Source organism: Paenibacillus sp. S150 (assembly GCF_019352175.1).
In the GTDB taxonomy this organism is placed as follows: domain Bacteria; phylum Bacillota; class Bacilli; order Paenibacillales; family Paenibacillaceae; genus Paenibacillus_AQ.
In genome coordinates, this window is record NZ_JACBYI010000029.1 from 57,881 (window position 1) to 81,102 (window position 23,222).

General features: G+C 55.3%; 23 protein-coding genes. 16 read left to right on the top strand and 7 right to left on the bottom strand.

All coding sequences use genetic code 11. From position 1 onward, the window contains the following. Positions 1-227 precede the first annotated feature (227 nt). The 6 genes from mnmL (at position 228) to HYD27_RS22250 (ending at position 4,793) form a co-directional block, all read left to right on the top strand. Positions 228-1,184 carry a tRNA modification radical SAM protein MnmL/YtqA gene (gene mnmL / locus HYD27_RS22225; RefSeq protein WP_219218744.1) on the top strand — a complete coding sequence of 319 codons (957 nt, stop codon included), beginning with the start codon at positions 228-230 and terminating at the stop codon, positions 1,182-1,184. Then, a complete protein-coding gene (gene mnmM / locus HYD27_RS22230) occupies positions 1,184-1,789 on the top strand; it encodes a tRNA 5-(aminomethyl)-2-thiouridylate-methyltransferase MnmM (protein ID WP_219218745.1) in 606 nt (201 codons plus the stop codon). The genes mnmL and mnmM overlap by 1 nt, the downstream gene beginning before the upstream one ends. Then, entirely contained in the window at positions 1,790-2,182 is a 393-nt protein-coding gene (locus HYD27_RS22235; protein WP_219218746.1) for a VOC family protein, read from the top strand. It begins immediately after the preceding gene. 44 nt (positions 2,183-2,226) lie between these two features. After that, positions 2,227-3,195, top strand: a complete 969-nt coding sequence (locus HYD27_RS22240; RefSeq protein ID WP_219218747.1) for a type I phosphomannose isomerase catalytic subunit — start codon at positions 2,227-2,229, stop codon at positions 3,193-3,195. 383 nt (positions 3,196-3,578) lie between these two features. Beyond that, the gene (locus HYD27_RS22245; protein ID WP_219218749.1) at positions 3,579-4,541 is read left to right on the top strand and encodes an alpha/beta fold hydrolase; all 963 of its coding nucleotides are present in this window, start codon (positions 3,579-3,581) and stop codon (positions 4,539-4,541) included. A gap of 168 nt (positions 4,542-4,709) precedes the next feature. Next, positions 4,710-4,793 (top strand): putative holin-like toxin, encoded by an 84-nt coding sequence (locus HYD27_RS22250; protein ID WP_020427365.1) that lies wholly within the window; start codon positions 4,710-4,712, stop codon positions 4,791-4,793. A gap of 641 nt (positions 4,794-5,434) precedes the next feature. Here the strand turns inward: HYD27_RS22250 and HYD27_RS22255 are convergent. Continuing rightward, the gene (locus HYD27_RS22255) at positions 5,435-7,354 is read right to left on the bottom strand and encodes a B12-binding domain-containing radical SAM protein (RefSeq protein WP_219218751.1); all 1,920 of its coding nucleotides are present in this window, start codon (positions 7,352-7,354) and stop codon (positions 5,435-5,437) included. Positions 7,355-7,369: 15 nt separating this feature from the next. Next, the gene (gene recQ, locus HYD27_RS22260; RefSeq protein ID WP_219218753.1) at positions 7,370-9,205 is read right to left on the bottom strand and encodes a DNA helicase RecQ; all 1,836 of its coding nucleotides are present in this window, start codon (positions 9,203-9,205) and stop codon (positions 7,370-7,372) included. Between the two features lie 72 nt (positions 9,206-9,277). Between recQ and HYD27_RS22265 the strand changes: the two genes are divergently transcribed. The 5 genes from HYD27_RS22265 (at position 9,278) to HYD27_RS22285 (ending at position 14,587) form a co-directional block, all read left to right on the top strand. Further along, complete coding sequence (locus HYD27_RS22265; RefSeq protein ID WP_309242110.1) at positions 9,278-10,972, top strand: spore germination protein; 1,695 nt, start codon at positions 9,278-9,280, stop codon at positions 10,970-10,972. Next, on the top strand, positions 10,920-12,017 hold the full coding sequence (locus HYD27_RS22270) for a GerAB/ArcD/ProY family transporter (RefSeq protein ID WP_219218755.1): 1,098 nt from the start codon (positions 10,920-10,922) through the stop codon (positions 12,015-12,017). The genes HYD27_RS22265 and HYD27_RS22270 overlap by 53 nt, the downstream gene beginning before the upstream one ends. Further along, entirely contained in the window at positions 12,014-13,240 is a 1,227-nt protein-coding gene (locus HYD27_RS22275; RefSeq protein ID WP_219218757.1) for a Ger(x)C family spore germination protein, read from the top strand. The genes HYD27_RS22270 and HYD27_RS22275 overlap by 4 nt, the downstream gene beginning before the upstream one ends. Before the next feature lie 14 nt (positions 13,241-13,254). Further along, positions 13,255-13,440, top strand: a complete 186-nt coding sequence (locus tag HYD27_RS22280; protein WP_219218758.1) for a CLC_0170 family protein — start codon at positions 13,255-13,257, stop codon at positions 13,438-13,440. A 121-nt stretch (positions 13,441-13,561) separates the two neighbouring features. Continuing rightward, positions 13,562-14,587, top strand: coding sequence for an RluA family pseudouridine synthase (locus tag HYD27_RS22285; protein ID WP_219218760.1), 1,026 nt, complete (start codon positions 13,562-13,564; stop codon positions 14,585-14,587). Between the two features lie 147 nt (positions 14,588-14,734). Here HYD27_RS22285 and HYD27_RS22290 read toward each other — a convergent pair whose 3' ends face one another. Further along, positions 14,735-15,940 (bottom strand): threonine synthase, encoded by a 1,206-nt coding sequence (locus tag HYD27_RS22290; RefSeq protein WP_219218761.1) that lies wholly within the window; start codon positions 15,938-15,940, stop codon positions 14,735-14,737. A gap of 175 nt (positions 15,941-16,115) precedes the next feature. On the opposite strand from HYD27_RS22290, the gene HYD27_RS22295 reads away from it, so the two are divergent. The 4 genes from HYD27_RS22295 (at position 16,116) to HYD27_RS22310 (ending at position 19,429) form a co-directional block, all read left to right on the top strand. Beyond that, a complete protein-coding gene (locus tag HYD27_RS22295; RefSeq protein WP_219218762.1) occupies positions 16,116-16,631 on the top strand; it encodes a hypothetical protein in 516 nt (171 codons plus the stop codon). A gap of 30 nt (positions 16,632-16,661) precedes the next feature. Continuing rightward, positions 16,662-17,057: a hypothetical protein gene (locus HYD27_RS22300; RefSeq protein WP_219218763.1), complete on the top strand. Its 396-nt coding sequence runs from the start codon at positions 16,662-16,664 to the stop codon at positions 17,055-17,057. A gap of 59 nt (positions 17,058-17,116) precedes the next feature. Next, the gene (locus HYD27_RS22305; protein WP_219218764.1) at positions 17,117-17,698 is read left to right on the top strand and encodes a TetR-like C-terminal domain-containing protein; all 582 of its coding nucleotides are present in this window, start codon (positions 17,117-17,119) and stop codon (positions 17,696-17,698) included. Between the two features lie 150 nt (positions 17,699-17,848). Beyond that, positions 17,849-19,429, top strand: coding sequence for an oleate hydratase (locus HYD27_RS22310; RefSeq protein WP_219218765.1), 1,581 nt, complete (start codon positions 17,849-17,851; stop codon positions 19,427-19,429). A 97-nt stretch (positions 19,430-19,526) separates the two neighbouring features. On the opposite strand, the gene HYD27_RS22315 is transcribed toward HYD27_RS22310, so the two are convergent. The 4 genes from HYD27_RS22315 to HYD27_RS22330 form a co-directional block, all read right to left on the bottom strand. Beyond that, complete coding sequence (locus HYD27_RS22315) at positions 19,527-20,249, bottom strand: DsbA family oxidoreductase (RefSeq protein WP_219218766.1); 723 nt, start codon at positions 20,247-20,249, stop codon at positions 19,527-19,529. A gap of 113 nt (positions 20,250-20,362) precedes the next feature. Continuing rightward, positions 20,363-20,707 carry a glycosyltransferase gene (locus tag HYD27_RS32470; RefSeq protein ID WP_219218767.1) on the bottom strand — a complete coding sequence of 115 codons (345 nt, stop codon included), beginning with the start codon at positions 20,705-20,707 and terminating at the stop codon, positions 20,363-20,365. Further along, positions 20,688-20,936, bottom strand: coding sequence for a glycosyltransferase (locus tag HYD27_RS32475; RefSeq protein WP_219218769.1), 249 nt, complete (start codon positions 20,934-20,936; stop codon positions 20,688-20,690). Before HYD27_RS32475 ends, HYD27_RS32470 begins: the two co-directional genes overlap by 20 nt. Positions 20,937-20,999: 63 nt before the next feature. After that, positions 21,000-21,146: a hypothetical protein gene (locus HYD27_RS22330; RefSeq protein ID WP_219218771.1), complete on the bottom strand. Its 147-nt coding sequence runs from the start codon at positions 21,144-21,146 to the stop codon at positions 21,000-21,002. 233 nt (positions 21,147-21,379) lie between these two features. Between HYD27_RS22330 and HYD27_RS22335 the strand changes: the two genes are divergently transcribed. Beyond that, a complete protein-coding gene (locus HYD27_RS22335; RefSeq protein WP_219218772.1) occupies positions 21,380-22,312 on the top strand; it encodes a glycosyltransferase family 2 protein in 933 nt (310 codons plus the stop codon). Positions 22,313-23,222: the final 910 nt, after the last annotated feature.

Consider the following 23,222-nt stretch of genomic DNA (forward strand, 5'->3'; position numbering starts at 1 on the left):
AATGTGTAAGCATTAGCAAGCTGAAAACGCTGTTATCCCTGCCTATTTTCCATGGCAATTCCGCAGCCTGAATGTTACGTTCACCGCTGATTTTTGATACAATAGACAGGTTAAGTAGAAACGGCTGTACCGTCCCTGCAAAGGACAGTCCCGTTCCCGCGATAAATATAAGGCTGATCGAAAGGTTGGAACCTATAAATCCTTATATTTAAAGAAAGGAGCATCCCATGTCTAACCTTCTACAGACCTCCTCTCCACTGCTGTGGGGGGATAAACGTTTCCATACCTGGAATTACGAAATGCGCGGGCAAATGGACACCAAGGTGTTCAAAGTAATGCTGGACGCCGGTTTTACCTGCCCGAACCGCGACGGCTCCATCGCCAAGGGGGGCTGCACTTTCTGCAGCGCCAGAGGCTCCGGAGATTTCGCCGGCAGCCGCCGCGACGATCTGGTCACCCAGTTCAACAATGTACGCGACAGACAGCACTTGAAATGGCCGAATGCCAAATACATCGGCTACTTCCAGGCTTATACGAACACGTACGCTCCGGTGGAGGAATTGAGAGAATATTATGAAGTGATTCTGCAGCAGCCGGGTGTTGTCGGCCTGGCTATCGCCACCCGTCCCGACTGTCTCCCTGACGATGTGGTCGAGTACCTGGCGGAGCTGAACCAGCGCACCTATCTCTGGGTTGAGATGGGCCTGCAGACCATTCATGATTCCACCTCCGAGCTGATTAACCGGGCTCATGACACGCAGTGCTACATCGGGGCTGTCCGGAAGCTGCGCCGCCATGGCATCCGCGTCTGCACCCACATTATTCACGGACTTCCGCAGGAAACCCATGAAATGATGCTGGAGACGGTGTCCGCCGTTGCGGACATGGATGTGCAGGGCATCAAAATCCATCTGCTGCACCTCATGCGCAAAACGCCGATGGTGAAGCAGTACGAGGCCGGGCTGCTGCGCTTTCTGGAGCAGGATGAGTACGTGAAGCTGATCGCCGATTCCCTGGAAATTCTTCCGCCGGAGATGATCGTGCACCGGCTGACCGGCGACGCCCCGCGCGACCTGCTGATCGGTCCGATGTGGAGCCTTAAGAAATGGGAAGTGCTGAACGCCATTGACGATGAACTCGCTGCCCGCGATACCTGGCAGGGTAAATACTGGAGGAAGGGCTAATGGGCTTTATGTCCGTCCTCAGCTTTGCTCATAAATTAATTGAAGACCGCCTGCAGCCTGGCGGCCGGGCCATCGACGGCACCGTCGGCACCGGTGCCGACACCCTGTTCCTCGCCAAGGCGGCCGGGCCGCGCGGCGGGGTGTACGGCTTCGACATCCAGCCTGCGGCGCTGGCTCTTGCCGAAGAGCGCCTGCGGCTGGCCCGGGAGGCAGCGCGGCCGGCGCTGCCTCCCGTAACGCTGCTGCTGCGCAGCCACGCAGCAATGGCGGAAGCCGTTCCGCCGGACTGGTGCGGAACGGTCTCGGCGGTGATGTTCAATCTCGGCTATCTGCCCGCGGGCGATGCCGACAAGACCATCATCACCGAGCCGGCGAGCACGCTGGCCGCGCTGGAGGCAGCGCTGCTGCTGCTGCGGCCGGGCGGCATCATTACGGCGGTGCTCTATCCCGGCCATCAAGGCGGGGACCTGGAAGCCGCCGCCGTGGAAGCCTGGGCAGCGGGCCTTCCGTCCAGCCGGGCACAAGCAATAGTCTACCGCCAGCTGCAGCGGGCCACCGCCCCTTACACGCTGGCCATCGAGAAGAAAAAAGGAGCTGATCTGTAAATGGCTGTAACCAAAATGGAGCATATTGGCATTAAAGTGGACAACCTCGAGCGATCACTGCAATTCTACCAGGAGGTAATTGGCTTGAATCTGCAGGATATTCTGGGCGAACCGGGAGACGAGGTGCGTCTTGCATTTCTCAGCTTCCCCGGACAGGCCAGCGTAGAGGTTGAACTGATTGAACGGGTGTTTAAGGAGCTGCCGCAGGAGGGAAGAGTGAGCCATGTGGCCTTCACAGCGGATGACATCGAGGCAGAGCATAGAAGGATTGCCGGACTAGGCATCCCCGCGCTGACCGGCATTTCCCTACTGGCGAACGGCAGCCGCTTTTTCTTCTTTGAGGGGCCGGACGGAGAGAAGCTTGAGTTCTTCGAATCAACACGGGGCAGGTAAGCAGAGCAGCACATTATTTTAAAATCAGAAAGGAAGATACAGTGATGAGTAAGCCTTATCCTTTAAAATTTCAACCGGAGTTCAAAGAGCGTGTCTGGGGGGGCCGGGCTCTGGAGAAATTCGGCCTGGAGCTGCCGGAAGGCCGCATTGGCGAAGGCTGGATGATCGCCGATCATCCGAACGGCACCTCTTCGGTGGTGAACGGCGAGCTGGCCGGACAAGGCCTGGATCAAATCCGTGAGCAATTCGGCCATGAATGGTTCGGGAGCAAGGGCAGTCCTAAGGACGGCAGCCGCTTCCCGCTCTTGATCAAGCTCCTTGACTGCAACGACAATCTGTCCGTGCAGGTGCATCCAACGGATGATTATGAAGGATTGCCAAAGGGAGAACTGGGCAAAACAGAGATGTGGTACGTGCTGGACGCCAAACCGGGCGCCAAGATTATCTACGGCCTCAAGGACGGTGTAACCCGCGAAAGTCTGCGTGAAGCTCTGGAAAGCGGTACGGTCATGGACAGCATGCAGGAAATCACAGTCTCCGCCGGCGATGCCTTCTACATCCCTGCCGGAACCGTTCATGCGCTCTGCGCCGGAGTGGTTGTAGCGGAAATCCAGCAGAACTCCGATACTACATACCGGATTTACGATTACGACCGTCCGGGCCTGGACGGCAAGCCGCGCGAGCTTCATATCGAGGATTCGCTTAACGTGACCGCCTATGAAGGCGCAGGCGCAGCCTCCATGAAGACAGATGGCGCTGTAGCCGGAGAATGGCTGCAAATTGCCGCCTCCCCCTATTTTATTGTCGAAAAAGGCGTCGTTAACGGAGAATGGAACCTATCCACAACGCCGGACAGCTTCACAATCCTCGTGGTCTGCGAAGGCAGCGGGCATCTGACCTGGGAAGGCGGCTCCCAGCCTTATTCCGCCGGAGAATGCTACCTCCTTCCGTCAAGCCTCGGCGCTTACGGAATTGAAGGACACTCCACGGTGCTCCGCTCATATTTGCCATAAGCCATGCCGGAGCCGGCCCGCTAGGCCATAAAACATAAGGAGAACCAGAATAATTATTAAAAGGGCAGAAGTGACGGAGGGGAGGTTTGGAACTGCAGGAGCGAACGCGTCCGCCTTTGTCACCGGATTTCGGCCGCTATTAGCGGTTAAATTCAAGTAATCACAGGGGACAACAGCGGCCGAAAGTCCAAACATTTCCCGCAGGTACGGCCAGACCTCAAAATTATAAATTTAGCTTTGGCCCACGCTTCCGAAGCGAGTTTTGTACGGTGTCATCTCCAAGAAGTAATGCTCACAAAACTTAAAGCCTATGCTTCCGAAGCGAGTTTTGTACGGTGTCATCTCCAAGAAGTAATGCTCACAAAACTTTTAGGAGGAACGGTATGAGGGAAAACAGCTTTAAGATGACCGATCCCCTTGGGGTCGCTGTTCATGTGTATGAATGGCTGCCGGAGCCGGAAGCACCGGTGAGGGCGATAGTCCAGATTGCCCACGGCATGTGTGAAACTGCTGCCCGTTACGCCCGATTTGCGGCGGCGCTCACCGGGGCAGGCTACGCGGTGTATGCCAATGACCACCGCGGTCACGGCTTAACCGCAGGCCGGATTGATCTGCTCGGCGACACCGGCGAGGACGGCTTCTACTGGATGCGTCGCAATCTGCTCCAGCTCGCAGATATCGCCCGCTCCCGGCATGAAGGCCTGCCGGTCTTCCTCCTGGCCCACAGCATGGGCTCCTTTCTGGCGCAGAAGCTGATGTGCGAGGAGGGCCGGGATGTATACGCCGGCTTCATTCTCAGCGGCACCAACGGGCCGCGGGGCATGCTTCGGTTCGGGGAATCGCTGGCGGGACTCCAGTTCAGGCTGCAGGGGATTCGCCACCGGAGTATCTTGCTGAACGGTATTGTTTTCGGCCCTTATAACCGTTCCTTCTCCCCGGCCAGGACAGCTTTTGACTGGCTCAGCAGTGATCCGCAGGAGGTGGACCGCTTCATCGCCGATCCATTTTGCGGAGCGATCTGCACCACCCGTTTCTTCCGCGATTTCTTCCGGCTGCTGCGGGATATCCATTCCCGCGAAACCCTGCTTATGCTGTGCAGGGATAAGCCTGTATACTTGTTTGCGGGAGCCAAAGACCCGGTAGGGATGAACGGTCAGGGCGTGCTCCGCCTGGCCGCGATTTACCGGGAGCGGGGAATTTCCGATGTGGAATGCAGGCTCTACCCGGAAGGCAGGCATGAGATGCTGAACGAGGTGAACCGGGATGAAGTGACTGCGGATGTTCTGGATTGGCTCGTCCGCCATCTTCCGGCGGAATCGCTGCTGCTTCAACCCGCAGATAACTAGCATACTATAAAAGACAGGCTTTCCGTCAGTACCGGAAAGCCTGTCTTTGTATTTTTCCGCTATAAATCTACTAATGATCCATTTTTTAACATAGTAAATGTGATATGATTCTCTTGTACAACAATGTTATTGAGCAGCAGGTACTCTCCCTTAGAGGAGGTGTCCGTAATGGACGTAAAAGATGCTATTACCCTGATGTTCATGTTCGGTATGTTTATATTGGCGCTGCTTGGCTACATTAAAAAGAAATAGACCGCCCCGCCAAGGTAACGGTCTACTCCAACCACAAGACAAGGATGACCGGCTGCTCTTCAGCAGTGGTTGTACAACAGAGCTGTGCTGATGACGCAGCTCCTTTTTTCATTTTATTATAGCATAATCCATTTTATTACAGAAATAAACCCCGTCCAAGTAATCCTGATGCCGCTCTTTGCTAACGTCTTCAAACAGCAAGAAAGCGGAGCCTCGTTGTTCCCAAGGAACTACCTCCAGCTCCGGCCATTTGCTTTTCCATTTCTGCGCCTTGGCGGTGTAGAATGGCCTGCTGAGACCCGGCGGTAAGCCCAAGTGGAAATAGTAAACTTAAATCTCCTTCCACTCCTTTTTCGGAAGCGTTAGTGGGAAAAAGGATACCTAAATCATCCGATTCTCTCTCCTTCGGGGGAATTCGCTGAAATTAAGTTGCCTTTTTCCCGCTATTTCCTCTACCGCAAGCCTTTCAGTCCATTTAAGTACACTAATTCCACTTCAATCTGCTCTGCTCCGCTCCACTTCCCTGCCCACGCTCCCGGTCAGCCCCTTAATGTACTTATCCCCATAAAGAGACCATGGATCGGGCCATTGGCATTCATCCTGTATCCCCCTTCCCTGCCTGCATTATGCGAGAGATTTGATTATATAGGCAGCGCGTAATACCGCGCCCGCTGGCTCTCGTCCTGCTGGTACATGACGATCAGCAGTGTGCTTCCGCCGGTAACCGGCAGCATTTCCGCCAGAGCGGCCGGACTTTGCAGCGCGGCGGCTGCCCCTGTCTGAGCCGTGGCAGCTGGCGTTCCTGCCATCTTGCCGGCAGGAACGCTGAGGTTGTCCGTTGTTCCGTCAGCAGTTCCAGCCTCCGCCTCATCACCGGCTGCCGGATCAAAGCGCAGTCCGCTGATGGAATCCAGCACCGCTTCCAGATGGAACGGCAGCACTTCAAGCACGGTGAACTTCTGCAGCTCCCGCCCGCTGAAGCCTGCTTCCGCCAATTGGGCAGACAGGCGCTCCGGATGGTCGGTGATTTCCTTCATATAACGCGACCAGCCGGACTTATCCAGCGTAATATCCCACCAGATCTTGCGCGGCTTGTATTTGTGGCCCAGGAAGTAGTCGAGCTTCATCAGCCCGGTAATCACATCCATGGAAGCCGTTCCGCGGTCTGTGAGAAAAGCCTGCAGCCGGGTGAACAGATCCTCCAGCTGATGGCCGATCTTCTGCCAGCCCCGCTCCTCCCAGTAATCGCCGAACTCCTGGAAGAAATCGAACGGTGACTTAAATACATGACGGATGAGGTATTTGACCGAATGATCCAGCCGGTGGCTGTTCCAATACTTCTCCAGCACATCCTCCAGCCGCTTGAGACGGATAATGTCGGAGAACGGCATCACGTGGCTGCTCAGAATTTCGTATGGGGCATGCTCCATATACGTATAGCCGTATTTGGCCGCCTGGGCGCGCAGCCCGGTGCCGCGCAGCATTTTGAGGAAACCCAGCTGCAGCTCTTCCGGCTCCATGGCGAATACATCGTTGAAGGTTTTGCGGAAGGTGGCGTAATCCTCCTGGGGGAGTCCGGCAATCAGATCAAGATGCTGGTCGATATTGCCGCTGGCTTTGATTTTCATGACGGTGCGGGAGAGCTTGGCAAAGTTCTGGCGGCGCTTGACCAGCTCGTTCGTCTCATCATTGGTGGACTGTACGCCAATCTCGAACCGGAAGATGCCCGGAGGCGCGTTCACGGCCAGGAAATCCAGCACCTCGGGGCGCATAATATCCGCCGTAATTTCGAACTGGAACACACAGCCCTGATGGTTGTCAATCAGGAACCGGAACATTTCCATCGCATAATTGCGGTTGATATTGAAGGTGCGGTCAAGAAACTTGATGACCCTGGCCCCGTGCTCAATCAGATAGAGCAGATCGGACTTCACCCGTTCAATATCGTAATACCGCACGCCCACCTCAATGCTGGACAGGCAGAACTGGCAGTTGAAAGGACAGCCCCGGCTGGTCTCAAAATAGACGATCCGCTTGCCCAGCTCCGGCAGATCATCCGCGAACCGGTGCGGCGTCGGCAGGGTGTTCAGATCGCTTTTGGGACGCGGAGGGTTGACGATCAGCTCCCCGCCCTTCCGGTAAGCGGCCCCGTAGACAAAATGAAACTTCCGTTCCTCCCGCAGCTCCTGCAGCAGATGGTGGAAGGTCTCTTCCCCGTCCCCGCTGACTACAAAATCAATGCCGGCTTCCCGTTTCATCCAATACAGCGGCTCATAGGATACCTCAGGCCCGCCGAGCACAATTGCAGCCTCCGGCATGACTTGCTTAAGAATCCCGATCAGCTTGACGGTCTCCTCGATGTTCCATATATAACAGGAGAAGCCGATCACATCCGGTTTCTTCCGGAATAGGTCGGACACGATATTCATCACAGGATCTTTGATGGTGTATTCTGCCAAATGGATATCCTGGAACTCATGCTCGCTGTACGCCTTCAGGAGACGGATAGCCAGCGAGGTATGAATATATTTGGCATTTAATGTCGCCAGGATGATTTTCATGCCTGATAACCCTCTTTACAATTCATTTTGAAAAAAATCCAGGAACGGCTTGCCGTATTTCTTGTATTTCACTTCGCCAACCCCTTTGACTCTCAGCATTTCCGCTTCGCTCTGCGGGCAAACCACGCTCATCTCGCGCAGGGTCGCATCGTTGAAAATAATGTAGGACGGCACATGCTCGCGCCCCGCCAGCTCGCGGCGGATCAGGCGCAGCTGCTCGAACACCGTCTCATTGACCGCCGACGGCGACAGGTCGCGCACGCGGCTGCGGTCCCGCGCACCGGATGAGCCTCCGGTGCGGAGCGGCCTTGCCACCCGCTGCAGCACCTGGCGCCGGCCGCGCAGCACTTCGGCCGCCAGCGGCTGCAGCCGCACTACGGGATACTGGCCTTCCGACAGGGCCAGATAGCCTTCCGAGATCAGCACATTGATGCTCTCGGTGATCTCCTTCTCCGTACGGCTGGACATCGCGCCGTGGGTCGGAAGCTTCTCGAAGCCGTACTGCAGCACCTTCTGGTTGCGCGAGCCCTTCAGCACCGAGGACACCAGCGCCACGCCAAAGCGCTCGCGCATGCGGTGAATGCAGGAAAAAATCTTCTGCGCATCCACGGTCATATCCACCAGCTCGCGTTCGTCCGTACAGGAGCTGCAGATTCCGCACGGCTTGTCCCCGTGCTCCTCGCCGAAATAATCCAGCTGGGCGCTGCGCAGGCAGCGGGTGGTATAGCAGTAATCGATCATTTGCTGAAGCTTGCGGTATTCATTGGCCTTGCGGTCCGCGTCCTGCGGGTTCTGCTCGATCAGGAATTTCTGCGTCATAATATCCTGCGCGCTGAAGAGCAGGATACACTCACTGGGTTCCCCGTCCCGGCCGGCACGGCCCGCCTCCTGAACATAGGCTTCCATATTTTTGGGCATATTGTAATGGATGACATAGCGGACATTCGACTTGTCGATGCCCATGCCGAAGGCGTTCGTAGCCACCATGACGCGGATATCGTCATACAGGAAGCCTTCCTGGCTCTCCGCCCGCTCCTGGTCATTCATTCCGGCATGGTAACGCCCGGCGGCAACGCCCGAGGCCTGCAGACGGGTGTACAGGTCATCGACCTCTTTGCGGGTCGCGGCATAGACGATGCCCGGCTGATGGGCGTGCTGCGCTGTGTAGTCCAGCACGAACTCGCGTTTGTTCTCGCCGCGCAGCACGGACATGGCCAGATTGTCCCGGCCAAGTCCGGTCATGAAAACGCCTGGCTGGCGCAGCTGCAGCAGCCGGACCATGTCCTCCATGACCTCCGGTGTGGCCGTAGCGGTAAAGGCGGCCAGAATCGGCCGCTGCGGCAGCTCCTCCACAAAAGGGGAGACGGCCAGATAGCTGGTGCGGAAATCATGTCCCCACTGGGAGACACAGTGCGCTTCATCCACTGCGACACAGGAGATGGACAGGCCCGCCATTTCCAGGCGGAACCAGTCCAGCTCCAGCCGCTCGGGCGCCACATACAGCAGCTTCAGCTCTCCCCGGCGCGCGGCGCGGATGCGTTCATTCACTTCCTTGCCGCTGAGTGTGCTGTTGATATACGCAGCTGGAATTCCCGCTGTGGTCAGCGCGTCCACCTGGTCCTTCATCAGCGAGATCAGCGGCGAAACGACCAGGGTGAGCCCCGGCAGCAGCAGTGCGGGAACCTGGTAGCAGATGGATTTGCCGCCGCCCGTCGGCATAATGCCCAGCGTGTCGCGGCCCTCCAGCAGATTCATGACAATTTTCTTCTGGCCTTCCCGGAAGTCGGGATAGCCGTAATATTTTTGCAGTTCAGCCTGCGCTTGTTCCATGGTAGGTGCTTGCATCTTCATCTCTATCAAAACTCCTTAAGGCTTTCTATCTTTATTTTACATAAAAAAACCGCTTCTAACCAACACTTTATAGTGATCTTCCAAACTGTCTATCTGAAGGAGGCGGCCCGTCTGCAAGCCTGGAAAGAGAAATATGCTTCATATATAGAGCAGCACCGGCAGCCAAATTCCCCGCCGCCCGTTCCCGGCGGAGAAGGGCTGAGCCTAAGCCTGACAGCCAATCTGGAAAATCTGCTTGCCCGGCTGGGCCAGAACGGCGATCTTGTCGTACGTGATTTCCTGCTCTTTGGCAGGCATGAGGCGGCCATGGTCTTCTTCTCCTCCCTCGTTAACCAGGAACAGATTCAGGAGCATATCCTCAAACCGCTCATGGCCCGTTCCTCCGAGCACCCCGGCATGCCTGAAGATCTCGCTGACATGTCCCGCTATATTTGGAATGCGGCAATCCAGGTAACGCAGGGAATCACTGCAGCCGAGCTTTCCTCCCTGCCTGACGCTGTTGTCAAAGGCCAGCTGATCCTGCTGATCGACGGCATTGCCGAAGCCCTGGTGCTGGATATGCGGCAGGTCGATATGCGCGGCGTAGAGCAGCCGCAGACGGAGCAGGTGATCCGCGGCCCGCGGGAAGGATATGTGGAGAAGCTGGAGAACAATCTCTCCCTGCTGCGCTACCGGCTGCAGAGCACCGATTTCCGGATTGAGATCAGCCCGATCGGCACCCGTACCCAGTCGCGGGTAGCTCTGTGCTATCTGGACAGCATAGCCGACCCGCAGCTCGTGGCCGAAGCCATGCGCAGAATTTCCATCATTAATACCGACGGCATAATCGATGCCGGCTATATTGAACAATTCATCGAAGACCAGCCGCTGTCGCCCTTTCCGCAGGTGCAAAATACGGAGCGGCCGGACAAGACGGTGGCAGCTTTACTGGAAGGACGGGTAGCGATTCTTGTCGACGGTTCTCCGTTTGCCCTGATTGTACCCGCGCTCTTCAACCAGTTCTTTCAGACCATCGACGATTACACCGAGCGCTTCATAATGGGCAGCCTGATCCGGTTTATCCGGCTGATCGCACTGGCCTTCTCTCTGTTCTTCCCTGCCTTGTACGTGTCTGTGATCTCCTATAACCCGGAGCTGATGCCGACGGATTTCGCGGTCGCCATCTCCGGAGGGCGGGCAGGCGTTCCTTTCCCGGCAGTGCTGGAGGTGCTGATCATGGAGGTGTCCATGGAGGTGCTGCGCGAGGCCACTATAAGGCTGCCCCAGATGATCGGCGGCGCATTGTCCATTGTCGGCGTGCTGGTTATCGGCCAGGCTGCCGTATCCGCCGGGCTGGCCAGTCCGATCACCGTGGTTATTGTCGCGCTGACGACCATCGGCTCTTTCGCCACTCCGGCCTATAACGCTGCGATTGCTCTGCGGATGCTGCGGTTCCCGCTGATACTTTTGGCCGGCATGTTCGGACTCTATGGTGTCATGATCGGTACGATTCCCATCGTCAACCACCTGCTGTTTCTGGAATCCTTCGGTGTGCCGTATATGTCGCCGTTCATACCGGGCAAATGGCGCGACTGGAAAGATACGCTGGTGAGAGCTCCGCTCTGGTGGATGCGCCGCCGCCCCAGCTTTTTGCACACCCAGGATGACACCCGGCTTGAGAAATCTGTGCCGGCGGCTTATGCGGATCAAATTCTTGAGCAGGGAGGTGAGGACGGTGAAGCACTCCCGGCAAATCACGACACTGCGCGCGGCGGCCGTAATCAGTAGTACGATCATTGGCGTGGGCATCCTGAGCTTTCCCCGCCATATGGCCGTTGCCGGAGGCAGCAGTGCTCCCTTAGTCGCCTTCAGCGGCGTCATTATTTCCTTTTTGAGCTTTTGGGTCCTGGCCACGTTGTGCCGGCGTTTCCCCAAAGAATCGCTGTTTGTGTTCAGCCGCCGGCTGGTCGGCCGGCAGCTGGGCGGTTTTTTTAATCTGTTGATTTTGCTGGTCTTCATTGTACTGACCGGCCTGTCGGCACGCCAGTTCGGCGATGTAGCTACCACCGTTTTGTTCAAAAAAACACCGGTAGAAGCTACGATTTTCCTGATGCTGCTGATCTGCCAGCTGTCCTCCAGAAGAAATCTGATCAAATTTTCCTATATCCATTTCTTTTATCTGCCGCTAATCATTGGCTCCGTGCTTGTAACGATCCTGATTTCTATGAAGAATGTCGATCTGCTGAATCTGCAGCCTGTCCTGACCGTGCCCACCGCGACCTTTTGGAATGGCGCAAGGGAAGCCAGTTACCTGTTTCAGAGCTATTTTGTCATTACACTGCTGATCCCTTTTATGCAAAAGCCAAAACAGGCCGTGCATGCGGGGGCTTTAGCCATTTTTGTATCCGGTGCCGTATATCTGCTGATTGTTATTGCTTCAGTAGGCCTGTTCGGTGCGGAAGAAACCAAGCTGCTGATTTATCCCACACTTGAAACAGCACGGTCGGCAGCCGTTGGGGAGGGCTTCCTGGAACGGCTGGATGCCCTGTTCATTGTGATCTGGGTGATTTCAGTGTATACCACAATCTACACTAATTATTATATAGCCGCCTGCCTGCTGCAGAATTTGTTTGCTTTCGAGGATCAGCGGATGACTTCCAGCTTGCTGCTTCCTGTGCTTTTTATCATCGCCATGCTTCCGGCCAATGTTTTTCAGACCTATAGCTGGTCGCTCCTTTTGGGAAAGGCATCCATGCTTTTAATAATGGGATATCCGCTGCTGCTATGGGCAGTTTACCTGTTACGCCGCTACAGAAAGAAGGGCTCCGCATGAACAAGCTGCTTCAAAAGCTCCTCTTGGTATTGTTGCCGTTTGCTGTCATTACCCTGTTTCTTGCCGGATGCTGGGATCAGGTTGAAATTGAGGATCGTGCGCTGGTGCTTGGATTAGCTATCGATATGGCGCCCGAGGAGTCGGCAAACAGGGAGGAAGAGGTCACCCATCTCAAAAATAATCAGCTTCCGAAAGAAATGCTCAGTGTTACGGCACAGATTGCCGTACCGGGCCGTGTCCCGCTTGGTCCGGGAAGCGGCAGCACCAGCGAGGGCGGGAAAACCAGCCCCGTCTGGGTAGTGACTGTGCTGGGGCATACGCTGGATGATGCCATGAACAATCTGCAGCAGCAGATTGCCGACCCGCGTTATCTCGTGCATCTGCGGGTGATCGTCATCAGCGAAGCGATCGCCCGGGGAAGGATGGATGATCTCAACGATTACTTGCGGCGCAATCCGGAAGTCCGGCGCAGAACCTGGATGCTGGTCTCTGAAGGCAGGGCTTCGGAATTTATGGATGTAACCCCGCCGCTGCAGCGGGTGCCGACGCTCTATATCCTCTCCATGATGGAGAAAGCGGTGGCTTCCGGTAAATTCCCCCCTGATTATGTCGGCACCTTCTGGTCGGCGGATTCCAAATGGGGGCAAAGCGCGTATCTGCCCTATGTGTCACTGCGCGACAAAGAAAATGTTATGATTAAAGGTTTGGCCTATTTCAAGGACAGCAAGATGGTCAACAGCACGAAGCCGCTGGAAATTGGCGCATTCATGGCTGTCCAGGGAATGGACCCGGGCGGCTATTCCATACTTTTCAAAACAAGAGAGCTTGGAATTGTAATGACCAAAATTAATGAACGCTATACGAAAACCCGAAGCTCCATCCGGGACGGGAAGCCTCACGTTTCCTATAACATTTATCTGGAGGGTGATTTGGAAGAGCACTACGACAGCGGGAAGCCTGCCGATTCGTCTGCCAGGCTGCATGAGATCGAGCTTGAGTTCAAAGAACAGGTAGAGGGTATAGTCAAAGGGCTGATCCGGCAAACCCAGCGTGATCATGCGGATATTTTTGGAATGGGCGAGATCATCCGCGCGCACCACCCTGCTTATTGGAAGCAGAATGTTCACGGCAAAAACGACTGGGAGGATCACATCTACAGCACCGTAACCTTAGACATCAATTTCACTCTGCATCTGCGGAGAGTCGGGCTTAAAGAAACGTAAAGGGGGGGAAGAAGGTGGTCCGTTTATTTGCCTGCACCGCCGCTATTATAATGTTCTCCGCGCTGCTTCTGCTGACGGTGGACAGAAATATCTACCAGGCCTGCGGCCGGGTCCGGGAAAAGAACTATGCCTCTGCGCTGGGGTGGGGCTATGCCGCGATCTCCCTCTTGATTATTGTCTTCCTGATTATTTTTCTGTAGCGGTCCCGCGTGCGGCTGCTTGCGCAGTCTCAAAGGTTTTTCCTCCGGCAGTGTCCGTAGTATTTCTTTACTGCCCATGGTATATTGAGGAGTACATCAGCAAAGGACGGAGAATGCTTCCATGAATACAAGACGAAATCCCAAAGAGAGTGCCAAGCGCGGCGCCAAGCCTGGAATAAATGCCGGTACACAAGCTAATTCCGGGACTAAAGGATCTAACCGCAAACCGGCCGGCAAGCCGGGGGCGGCAGCCAAGGCACCCGCAACTGCCAAAGCGTATACGGTGGCCGAGCCTGCCGAGCTGCTGGCTTTTCTGCTGAAGACGATCACCGGCAAGGGGCGCAATTCCATCAAGTCCATGCTCTCCCGCGGGCAGGTATCCGTGAACGGCAGGGCGGTAACCCGGCATAACTTCCAGCTTCATCCGGGACACACCGTAACGGTCGACCAGGAAAAGCCGGTTCAGGCCAAAGAAATGACAGGTCTGACAATTGTTCATGAGGATAATGATCTGATTGTCATTCAAAAGGATGCGGGCCTGCTCTCCATCGCCACCGGAGAGGACAATGAATTGACTGCCTACCGGCAGCTTATGGAGCATGTGCGGCTCAGCAATCCGAAAAACCGCATCTTTGTGGTGCACCGGCTGGACCGCGACACCTCCGGCGTGATGATGTTCGCCAAAAGCGAGCAGCTCCAGCAGACGTTGCAGAACACATGGAAGGATACCGTACAGGAACGCTCCTATGTGGCCCTGGTGGAAGGCGCGGTCAAGAAGCCCGGGGGCACTGTCCGTTCCTGGCTGAAGGAAACCTCAACACTCAAAATGTATTCCAGCCCTCACGAAGGGGACGGGCTGCTTGCCGTGACCCATTACAAGTTAATTCAAGCCAATCGCCACTTCTCCTTGCTGGAGGTGCATCTGGAAACCGGACGCAAAAATCAGATCCGCGTGCATATGTCGGATATCGGCCATCCCATCGCCGGTGACAAGAAATACGGCGCGGAGACGAAGACCGTGGGCCGGCTTGGCCTGCATGCCCGTGTGCTCTCTTTCATTCATCCGGTCACCGGAGAGCTGCTGACCTTTGAGAGCCCGATTCCCAGGACATTTCTTAAATATACCGCGCCCGCGCCAACCAACTAGAAACAGCGCACTATTCATGAATTGATCCTGCTCTTCAAAAGGAGGCTGATTCACGTAGAGCTTACTTCGCAGCAGCCGCCAAATAAGCGGCGGTAACCTATAGGATGAACCGCCGGATGACAGCAAGGGCTGTCAGCTGCTAAAGCACTAAATATATTCGCCGATTTCCAGCAGAGGCGGATTGACCTGCACGGAGTCGGGGTATTTGATGCCTGCTCCCGTATTGAGCACAACCACCCGCTCGTCCGGCTTGATCCAGCCTGTCCGGGCCAGCCTGCGGGCTGCGGCAAAAGCAGCCGCGCCTTCCGGACAAACAAACGAGCCTTCCAGCCGGGCAAGCTTCTCCTGCTCGATGCCCATCTCTTCGTCGGATACGGCAACGGCGGCCCCGTCCGTCTCATAGACCGCCTTCAGCACCAGAAAGTCGCCGAGCGCCTTCGGCACGTTGATGCCAAACGCGGCGGTAGCGGAATCCGGCCAGAACTCGGAACGTTCGGCCTTCGCTTCCCACGCCTTGACGATCGGCGCACAGCCCTCCGCCTGCACGGCGACAAGCCGCGGCAGCTTGCCCTGCACCCAGCCGATTTCCCGCAGCTCCTGCAGCGCCTTATAAATGCCGATCAGCCCTACCCCGCCTCCGGTCGGGTACAGAATGACATCCGGCATTTCCCAGCCGAGCTGCTCGGCAATTTCCAGCCCCATCGTCTTCTTTCCTTCGATGCGGTAGGGCTCCTTCAGCGTGGAGGCATCGTACAGCCCTTTGTCCGCCACCTCCCGGGCAACGATCTTGCCGGCATCGCTGATCAGGCCGTTAACCAGATACAGCCGCGCTCCGGCGAGCGCGACTTCGCTGCGCGTAATCTTAGGCGCATCCTGCGGCATTACGATTGTCGCCTCAATGCCCGCCCTCGCAGAGTACAGCGCCCAAGCGGCTCCCGCATTGCCGTTGGTCGGCATAGCCAGACCGGCTACGCCCAGCTCCTTGGCCTTGGACACCCCGACCGCCGCCCCGCGCGCCTTGAAGCTGCCGCTGGGCACCAGGCTCTCATCCTTCATCAGCAGCTGCTTGATGCCGTAGTCTCCGCCCAGACGGGGCAGCTCAAGCAGCGGCGTCATGCCCTCGCCCAGAGTCACTACATGGCGTTCCCCGACTACCGGCAGCAGTTCATGGTACCGCCAGAGATCAGCTTGTCTGCCGCTCAGCTCCGCACGGTCCAACTCCAGCTTCAGCTGCTCCAGATCATAACGCACAAGCAGCGGCGATCCACAGGCGCATAGCTGCCGGACAGCATCGGCCCCGTAAGTCTCCCCGCACTGCGGACATTCCAGATGTGACAAATAACTATAACGCATCCTGCATTTCCACTCCCTCGGCTTCACTATATAATTACTTCTCCTATAGAATAAATCAGAATGAGCAATGTGGCAAAATTTGTTTCCCTTCCGTCCGTTGACCGCCCGCCTGGCAACATTTTCTCTCCAATTTGCGTCATGGTACAATATAGAGAAACGTAAGAAGGTGCCATTCATGTTCCATCCCACTGTCTTTGACAATATTAAAACCGCTTTTGAGAATCAGATTTACGACTATGATAATCTGGATGGGATTCTTGTGGTGACGGACCGGGCCGATTTACTGAATCTGGCGCTGATGTCCCGGGAGTTCAGTTTGTCCTTCAAGCTGACCGGCGGCAGGAATGTGACGTCCGAGGTGGTGCTGCTGTCCTCGGTGAAGGAGCTGAGCGATGAGATTCTGGAGACTCCGGACAGCAATCCCGGCTGCAGCCTTCTATTGCGCTTTTATATGGAAATTGATGATGTGAACGTCCAGTGTCCGGCAATTGAGAATGTCCTCTCCACAATTTGGGGACCGGATTTCCAGCCTGTTCAATCCCTGAGCTGCCTGTTCGGCCAGGAAGATGACACTTGCAATAACTGCATCGAGCTGCAGTTCAACAGGCAAATTGCCGAAGAGCAGATGGAGGATATTCCCAACCTTCTGAATTTTATTCTGCAGAGTGCCGGGGAACTGGAGGATATCTAAGCTGATTCGAATAAATGAGGTGAAGGGTTCATGAGCTTCCTGCCAACCGCCAAAAGCAAACGCTGGTACATCTGGGCTCCTGTATACGCGCTCGTTCTGTGGCTGCTGCTGATTGTGCACCGGTTTGCTCTGCTGGATAAGGATTACAGCCTGCCGCTTCTTGCGCGGTATGCCGCCCTGGCCACCGGTATCTCCATTATCCTGAATGCCTTGGGCTGGCTCGGCGCAAGGCTGCTCTGGCTGATCACCACGGCCGGAATCCTGGCCGGGCTGGGGCTGATGATGGCTTACACCTACCGGGAAATGTCAGGCTGGGAGGATCTGGCGGGCTTTCTCGCATTTGCAATGTTCACGCTGGGCGGATTTGCGGCCGGCTTGCTTGCGGAGGGCATTTATTGGCTGATCAGACGCCGGCGCAGCGCATGAGTCTTTTTTGACCCACACACAATCCGCTTAACCATGATCACAAAATGAGGTGGCACTCCATGTCCAATTCCCTTCTGACCAAAAAAGCCCTGGCCCGTTCACTGAAAGCCTTGATGGAGCATGTCCCCTTGAACAAAATCTCCGTTAAGCACTTGGTGGACGACTGCGGGCTGAACCGTCAGACGTTTTACTACCATTTTCAGGATATTTATGAGCTGCTGGGCTGGGTATACCAGACCGAAGCGTTGGAGAGCATAGCACAGTACCGCAGCTACAACACGTGGACAGACGGTTTTTACCGGATCTTTTGTTATATCGGGGCCAACAGGGCCTTTTGCTGCAATACGCTGGACTCTCTGGGCAGAACGCATCTTGATGCCTATCTGTATGATGTGACGAACGATCTGATTATGGGGGTAATTCAAGAGCTTGCCGGTGAGATGGAGGTTAGTGACGGGGACAAACGGTTTATTGCCAATTTTTATACGCTGGCTTTTACGGGGCTTGTGATCCAGTGGATGCGTGACGGGATGAAGGAGGAGCCCAAGGCTGTCATCGGGAAGCTCGGTGTGCTGATCGAAGGGAATTTTGCCAGAGCGCTGCGCCAATATGTCCGCAGAGACGGCTTCCCTGTGCTCTAAATGCCTCAGAACTTGTCAAAAAACCATACACTTTGCCCCAAGTGACCAAAATTCATACACTCGCGGACTTTTGACCATACCCTCTGTGGCGGCCTTGGTTTACATTAGGGACAGTAAGAGCAAACAGCAACCCTATGGAGGCGACACGCAGTGAAAAAAGAGTACGGAAACAGCCAGGTATATTTTGTCGGCGGCGGTATTGCATCCCTTGCAGGTGCAGCCTACCTCGTCAGAGACTGTGACTTTCCCGGACAGAACATTCACATTATTGAAGAGATGAAAATCCTCGGCGGCAGCAACGACGGCGCAGGCAGCGGCGAACAGGGCTATGTCATCCGGGGCGGGCGGATGCTGAATGATGAAACGTACGAGAACCTGTGGGAGCTTATGGGCACCATTCCTTCAATCGACCATCCGGGGCAATCGCTGCGGGAAGAGATCACGGAGTTCGACAATGCCAATCCCACTCACTCCAATGCGCGTCTGGTTAACCGCCGGGGCGGAGTTGAAGATGTGACCTCAATGGGCTTCGATATGGCGGACCGCCTGGCGATGGGCAAGCTGATCATCACGCCCGAGGACAAAATGGGCAAGGCGCGGATTAACGACTGGTTCGGCCCGCATTTTTTCCAGACGAATTTCTGGTACATGTGGGCAACGACATTTGCCTTCCAGCCCTGGCACAGTGCAGTCGAATTCAAAAGGTACATGATCCGCTTCATACATGAATTCCCGCGTATCCAGACACTGGAAGGGGTCACCCGCACTCCCTACAACCAATATGATTCAATCATTCTGCCGCTGCACAGGTATCTGGAGCCATTCGGCGTAGATTTCACTCTGAGATGCACCGTCACCGATCTGGATTTCAAAGAGGGCGACGGCATTACGGTTACCAGGCTGCATGTGCTGCGGCAGGGTGTTGCGGATGTGATTGAGGTCAACGAAGAGGATCGGGTCATCATTACGAACGGCTCCATGACCGAAGGCTCCAGCCTCGGCTCCATGACAACGGCTCCGCGCCTGAACGGCAAGGGCAGCTCCTGGAAGCTGTGGGAGAACATTGCCGCCAAAAAACCGGGCCTCGGCAACCCTTCCTCCTTCGACGACCATGTGGACGGCTCGAAATGGGAATCCTTCACCGTAACGTTCCAGGACTCGAAATTTTTTGACCTGATGGAAAAATTCACGCGCAACCGTGCCGGTACAGGCGCCCTCGTGACCTTCAAGGACTCCAGCTGGTTCATGTCCGTCGTGCTGGCCTTCCAGCCGCATTTCCGCAATCAGCCGGAGCATGTCAAGGTGTTCTGGGGCTATGGACTGTATCCGGACAAGGCCGGCGATTTCGTGCAGAAGAGAATGTGCGACTGTACCGGGGAAGAAATCATGCAGGAGCTGCTCGGACATCTTCATTTCGAAGCGCATCAGGAAGAGATCATGGCGGCCGCGAACTGCATCCCCTGCATGATGCCGTACATCACCTCCCAGTTCATGCCGAGACTGAACAGCGACAGACCGCAGGTCGTTCCCGAAGGCTCCACCAACCTGGCCTTTGTCGGCCAATACTGCGAGATTCCGGACGACGTGGTTTTCACCGAGGAATATTCCGTGCGTGCAGCCAGAATTGCCGTGTATACGCTGATGGATGTGAACCGTCCCATTGAACCGATCAGGCAGTATCACTACGATGTGCGGACGTTGTTTACGAGCTTTGTGACCTCGTTCAGATAACATGAGCCGGGTATGGCATGAAATATAAAAAGCCTCGCTCCATTGGATTGCCAAGGAGCGAGGCTTTGTTGTATGCCGTCAGGAAGCTGTGTGCCGCCTAAATGCTGCAGGAACCGTCATCGCAGCCTTCGGCATCCGCCGCTTTGGACCCGGGTTTACCGACTGCCTGAAGCACTGGTGTATTATTCTCTTCGGCCCAGACCGTGTCCAGCACCTCGGAGAATACCGGACCGGGCTGAGCGCCTGAAACAGCATATTTGTTGTTGAAGACAAAGAACGGTACGCCTGTAATGTTCAGCCGCTCTCCTTGTGCAATATCTCCGTTGACCTCTTCCGCGTAAGCGTCCGTTTCCAGCATCGCCGCAGCTTCCGCTTCATCCAGCCCAGCCTCCGCAGCCAGCGAAGCCAGTTGCCTGCGGTCCCCCAGACTAAGCCCGTCGGTAAAATAAGCACGCAGCAGCCGTTCCGACATCTCGGCGGCTTTGCCTTTGGCAGCGGCGTAGTGGCTCAAGCGGTGGCTGTCAAAAGTGTTCGTAGGCTTCACGGTATCGAAGTTGAACTCCAGACCCGCTCCCCTGGCTTGCTCAGCGAGCTGAGCATTCGTCGCTATCGCTTTTTCACGGGTCATTCCGAATTTGGCAGCCAGCATATCATAAATATCCCGGGTTGCCTGCACCGGGGCATTCGGATCGAGCTGGAAGCTGCGGAAGACCACTTCCACCTTGTCACGGCCTTCAAACTGGCTCAGCGCGTGCTCCAGCCGTCTTTTGCCGATATAACAGAACGGGCAAGCGTAATCAGACCATATATCTATTCTCATAGGGATTCCTCCTGATTCTTAACTGACTAAATATACCTCACTTACAATTGTATAGTTAAAAACCGGAAATTACAAGTATCTTTCAATAGGCCTGCTTACAGCGGATTGCCCAGCTACGGCGTGAAGCCGCCGCCGCCAAATGTGGCGGCCGAAGCATCCGCACCCAGACTTTCCCGGAGCAGATTGAACAGCCGGGCGCCAATAATCTCCTCGGAATAGTCAGAGCGGACTATCTGCTGGGCGGCTGCCCCCATCTCTGCGCACAGCTCCGGATTTCCGAGCAGCATATCCAGTGAGGCGGCAAGCGCGGATGGCTCCAGCCTTTCCGCAAGCAGGCCGTTCACCCCATGCTGCACCAGCCCGCGCACTCCCATTACATTATAAGCAACCGCCGGCAGGCCGCAGGCACCGGCTTCCAGAATCACCAGCGGCAGCCCTTCATAGCGTGAAGGCAGCACAAAAAGCTCGGATACGCTGTAGTAGCTGGCCTAGGATGTCCTTGCCAAGGATCGTGCCGAGAAGAAGGATACGGTCCGCAAGGCCTTTTTCGGCAATCATCGCCTTCAGATTCTGCTCATCCGGTCCGCCGCCGGCGATCAGGATCTTCAGGTCCCGAATATGCTTCAGCTGCTCCGCCGCCTGAACCAGCAGAGAATGGCCCTTCTGATGCTCAAACAAACGCCCCACGGTGATAATATATCTGCTGCCCGGGTCCAGCCCAAGCGCAGCCAGCGCCTGCGCTTTATTTCGCTAAAAAACCGCTGAGCCCACAAAGTTCGGCAGCAGCCTGATCCGGTCCGCCATATGCGGAAAATGGCCGACCATGCTTTTCTGCTCATCCTCATTAAGCGTTGTCAGAAAAGCTGCCCTGTGCAGTGTATGCTTTTTAATCGGCATGATCCATTTATGAATGCTTAAGCCTAAGCTTTGTCCATATAGTTCATATGGCTTAAAAATAACTGCAACTAATTTCCTGGTTATTATAAACGCAAACTCTATAAAAAAAGTAAACAAAAGTGGTATATACGGCTCTCCCTAGGGAGAGTACACTAGGTTTAACGTGAGTTTCCCGGTGAATTTCTTATTCTAGCTAAGCAGGCGCTCAAGGCGTCCCGGAAGGAGTCGGCGGCATGCATGATGTGTCTATAGTAATTCCCACACGCAACCGGATCAAAGATCTTACACTGTGCATTGAGTCCATCGGCAGGCAGGCCGCTCTGGAGGATGTGTCGATCGAGCTGCTGATCGTTGACGATGGCGACACTCCGGAGAATGTGCTGGATGATTTCCGCAAGGTGCTGAATCGTTTGCCCCGGGCGGAGCTGCGCTATTACCGCAAAACCAAACCCGGCGTCTGGCTGTCCCGTTACGAGGCGTTGGGACTGATTGATGGAGACATCCTGCTCAGCTTCGACGACGATGCCGAATTGGATGATCCCCTGTACATCCGCAGGATGCTGGATACCTATGCGGCCGACCCGTCGATTGTCGGTGTAGGCGGCATTGCCAAAGGCATGTCCAGCAGCAGGGCCGGCAAACTGCTCGGCATGCTGACCTGTCAAATGTCAGCTTCACCGGGCAGGCTGTCCGCCAGCACCCTGGCAGGATCACTGCTGCTCTGGGGAGAGACGCAGGATACCTTTGAAACGGATTTCTTCCATGGCTGCAATATGTCGTTCCGGGCCTCGGCATTGAAGGATATGAAGCCTTATCCCTGGATGACCAGCTATGCCGTGGCTGACGATATTTACATGTGCCATCTGGCCGGCAAATACGGCAAGCTTGTAATCAACCCGGAGATGAAGATTACCCACCACGAGTCTCCCAGCTCCCGCGACAAAGCGGGGCGGGTGGCGCGGGCTACGGCGGTCAATCATTATTACCTGCTGAATCTGCGCAAAGCCAAGGTAAAAAATTACGCCGCCCTGCTCTGGACGCTGACCTACCTGACCGGCAAATCAACGCTGAAGCGCAATTTCAATGCGGTTTCGGGCTATGTCAGCGGCATCCTCTTTGTATTGAACCCCCGCAAGGACAAGTATCGCGAGTATATGCTGGACTAAGCTGAACCTAGGCAGACAGGGGATACAATCCCACAGGATTCAAAAATGCAAACACTCCCGCTTCCCTAATAGGGAGCGGGAGTGTTTGCTGTATGCTGCCAGGTTACTTGTGTGCCGACATGTCGCTGAGTGCTGCGTGTTGCTGCATGCTGCCAGGTTACTGTGTGCCGACATGTCGCTGAGTGCTGCGTGTTGCTGCATACTGCCAGGTTACTGTGTGCCGACATGTTGCTGCGTGTTGCTGTATGCTGCCAGGTTACTGTGTGCCGACATGTTGCTGCATACTGCTGCCACTGCTGTATTCCGGCACACGGCATATCCTCGTGTTGCTCTGTACAAGCTGTGTGCCGGGTGCTCCTCTAAGCTGGCATATGCTAAGCATGCGCTGTTGGCAGTGCGCCCAATACTCCTGTAAGCCTGTATTCGTTGTGTAGCAGACAGCGGGTGCTCCTATTCGCCTGCATGTACTATATGCCGGGAGTTGGTATAAGCTTGCTTGCTACAAATCATAGCAGAACCTATCAACCTCTCCATCCCCCCAAAGCTAGGTGGAAATAGTAAAACTAATCAGAGATCTTGGGCTGTCAGTCGGCAGCTAGTGGGAAAAGTATACCTAATCCGTACAAGTTGATCGGTATCGGTTGTTTTTTGTCAAATTTATACGAAAAAAGGCTTTATCGCTTTACAGCTCGAAAGGATAATTGACTGTCAGAGGTCCTATCGTGGAACTTCATTTTTTTTTAAAATGGTTATCCCGTGGTGGGCGTCAGTTCCACTTGGAACCCTAGCTTTTGCAGTTTTTGGATTAGGTAACTCGCAGTCTGTTCTGGGGTGTTCACATATTCGGTCCCCCGTTCGGTATAGGGGACTTTATCCCGAAGCATCACGTAAATGATTCGAATCATCGCAT